This is a genomic window from Pedobacter sp. 01T416_2 (genome assembly GCF_056398925.1).
In genome coordinates, this window is sequence record NZ_JBFTQI010000849.1 from 1 (window position 1) to 2373 (window position 2373).

At 34.1% G+C, this 2373-nt stretch carries 3 protein-coding genes and 1 pseudogene; 2 read left to right on the forward strand and 2 right to left on the reverse strand.

Annotated elements, in window-relative coordinates; all coding sequences use genetic code 11:
- Positions 1-284 (reverse strand): annotated as a pseudogene (locus tag AC1DPQ_RS24935) (glucose/galactose MFS transporter); the annotation flags it as partial.
- A 177-nt stretch (positions 285-461) separates the two neighbouring features.
- Between AC1DPQ_RS24935 and AC1DPQ_RS24940 the strand changes: the two are divergent.
- Together AC1DPQ_RS24940 and AC1DPQ_RS24945 are read left to right on the forward strand one after the other, a co-directional pair.
- The gene (locus AC1DPQ_RS24940) at positions 462-1331 is read left to right on the forward strand and encodes an AraC family transcriptional regulator (RefSeq protein ID WP_477585092.1); all 870 of its coding nucleotides are present in this window, start codon (positions 462-464) and stop codon (positions 1329-1331) included.
- A gap of 218 nt (positions 1332-1549) precedes the next feature.
- Positions 1550-1762, forward strand: coding sequence for a hypothetical protein (locus AC1DPQ_RS24945; protein WP_477585093.1), 213 nt, complete (start codon positions 1550-1552; stop codon positions 1760-1762).
- Between the two features lie 399 nt (positions 1763-2161).
- On the opposite strand, the gene AC1DPQ_RS24950 is transcribed toward AC1DPQ_RS24945, so the two are convergent.
- A partial coding sequence (locus AC1DPQ_RS24950; RefSeq protein ID WP_477611211.1) for a helix-turn-helix domain-containing protein occupies positions 2162-2373 on the reverse strand: 212 nt, incomplete at its 5' end.

Below are 2373 nucleotides of genomic sequence, written 5' to 3' on the forward strand. Positions count from 1 at the left end.
AGGCCCAATATAATACCGCTTTTATACCCATACTTGCGCATAATGTAGCCTGCAGGTAGCGCCAATAAAAAATAAGCGATAAAAACCGAAGAATCCACCAGGGTAGATTCGAAAACGTTTAGTTGAAAAGCTTTGCGTAAATGCGGAATTAATACAGGATCGAGATTATGAACAAAGCCCCAGAAGAAAAATAGGCTGGTGACCAAAATTAATGGAAATAAATATCCCTTACCATTTTTTGGTGTATCGGATACCTGAAAGTTCGTTGATGGAGTGTGGCTCATGTTTTGTTTGGTTATAAATGGTTTAAGCAGGTTCTTTCTGGTTAGTTGTTGTATTACAAATTAAACCCATAAGCATTAATAAAAATTTAACTTTATGATCTAATTATTAAATGATATTGGCTCATTTTTTTACATTGCAAAATAATTTTGCATATTAGATTGATTTTTTAAGATTTTATGAAACCGCATTTACTTAATGTATCTACTAATTCGGTAGATTCTTTTAGCGCTCGGAGAGACATTATGCCCGATATAAACAATCGTTGGCATTACCACTCTGCATTAGAACTAATCTACGTTAAAAAAGGCAGAGGAACGCAGTTTATTGGCGATAGCATTAAAAATTTTAAGGATGGCGATGTAGTTTTACTCGGAAGCAATTTGCCACACTACTGGCGCTTTGATCCAGAATTTTTTGATGAAACCGCTGGTGAACCGGTTGATGTTTATGCGATCCATTTTAAGGAAGATTTTTTAGGCAAGGATTTTCTCGATCTTCCCGAAAACCAGGAGATGAAAAAAGTGTTGCTACAATCGCGGCAGGGAATTCAGCTGCAAGGAATCTCAAAAGAGAAAATAGCTTGTTTAATGCCACAGATTATTGAGGCAACAGGCACCATGCGGATTATAAAAATACTGGAAGTATTAACCGAAATAGCCAATTGCGAAGAGAAAAATATTTTGGTTTCGTTAGGCTTTAAGCCAAATTTTTTGGAGAACGAAAAAGATAGGATTCAATCTATTTATAACTATACCATCAGCAATTACAAAAATAAAATAGAACTAAAGGAAATTGCTGCGGTTGCTAAAATCAGCCCCAATTCTTTCTGTAAATTCTTTAAAACTAAAAGCAGGAAAACCTATACACAGTTTCTGAACGAAATTAGGGTAGGACAGGCCTGTAAATTATTGATCGAAAATGATCTGACCGTTAAAGAAATCTGCTACGACTGCGGCTTTTATAATTTCACTAGTTTCCATAAATATTTTAGAGAAATAACAGGGAAAACCCCGCTAAAATATCAGCAAGCCTTTTCTAAGCAATAATTATATTCTGGGGGACTGTTTTTTTTAATCTGACTTCCTAATTCTACAACATTTGCTGTTTTATTTAGGTTTTCCTACTTTTTTTGTTTAAACCAAATATGAATAGCTGAAGTTTGAACGACTTTTATCTTTAATCGATTTTAAAACACAAGAATGTTAAAACTAATTTTCGATTTATAGGTTTATAGCTTAAGTTTGTATTTCTAACTGAATATTTTATGAGCAATATCTCTAATCCGAAACCGGTGAAAAAGGGCGATAGGATGGACAATGACCATAATAACCTTAATGAATCTTACATCCCCGGTTCAAAACACAAATTTGAAGGATGGCCGATTTTATGGATATTGATAGCCATATTTTTAATCTCTGCAGTTTTATGGTATACAGGAGCCGCTCCTTACTTAATTAAGTGGATTGCCAATAAATAAAATAGATGTTTTTAGAGAGGGTAGTTTGGCCACAACATTTCATTGTCTTTCTGTAAGAAAGTTCAATGTATTGGCTTAAAGGGAGACGTTAATTTTRATGACGGGAAAAGAACTGATTAAAATTTTTCATCATCGCTGGGAATCTGTTCAGCGGAGAAATAGCAGTACAACATTAATCCAAAGGAAACAATATAAAATACCGCTGTGATTAAAAGGAATGTGCTCATATAAATAGTTATTTGGTTAGTGTAATTATAACGTTAAGTTATCTTAAATTGTATAGGGCGATGCATTTATTTTATACTAATTATTAACATAATTGATTTTAGTGTTGAAAACTATTTATTTAGTTTTTGTGAGTGGTATTGATTTACTATTCCGCTGTTCCTCAGTTATCTACTACCTCGCCTGAAATTTATCGCGGTATTGAGTCGGGGTCATCCCGACTGATTTTCTGAACACTTTCCTAAATGCTTTTGGATCATTGTAGCCAGAGTTATAAATTACCTCTGTCATTTGCTGGGCAGTTTGCTCTAATAACTTTTTAGCCGCTTCGATACGCGTTTGTTGAAGATACTCGATAGGGGTAATACCAATCACCTGTTTAAAGC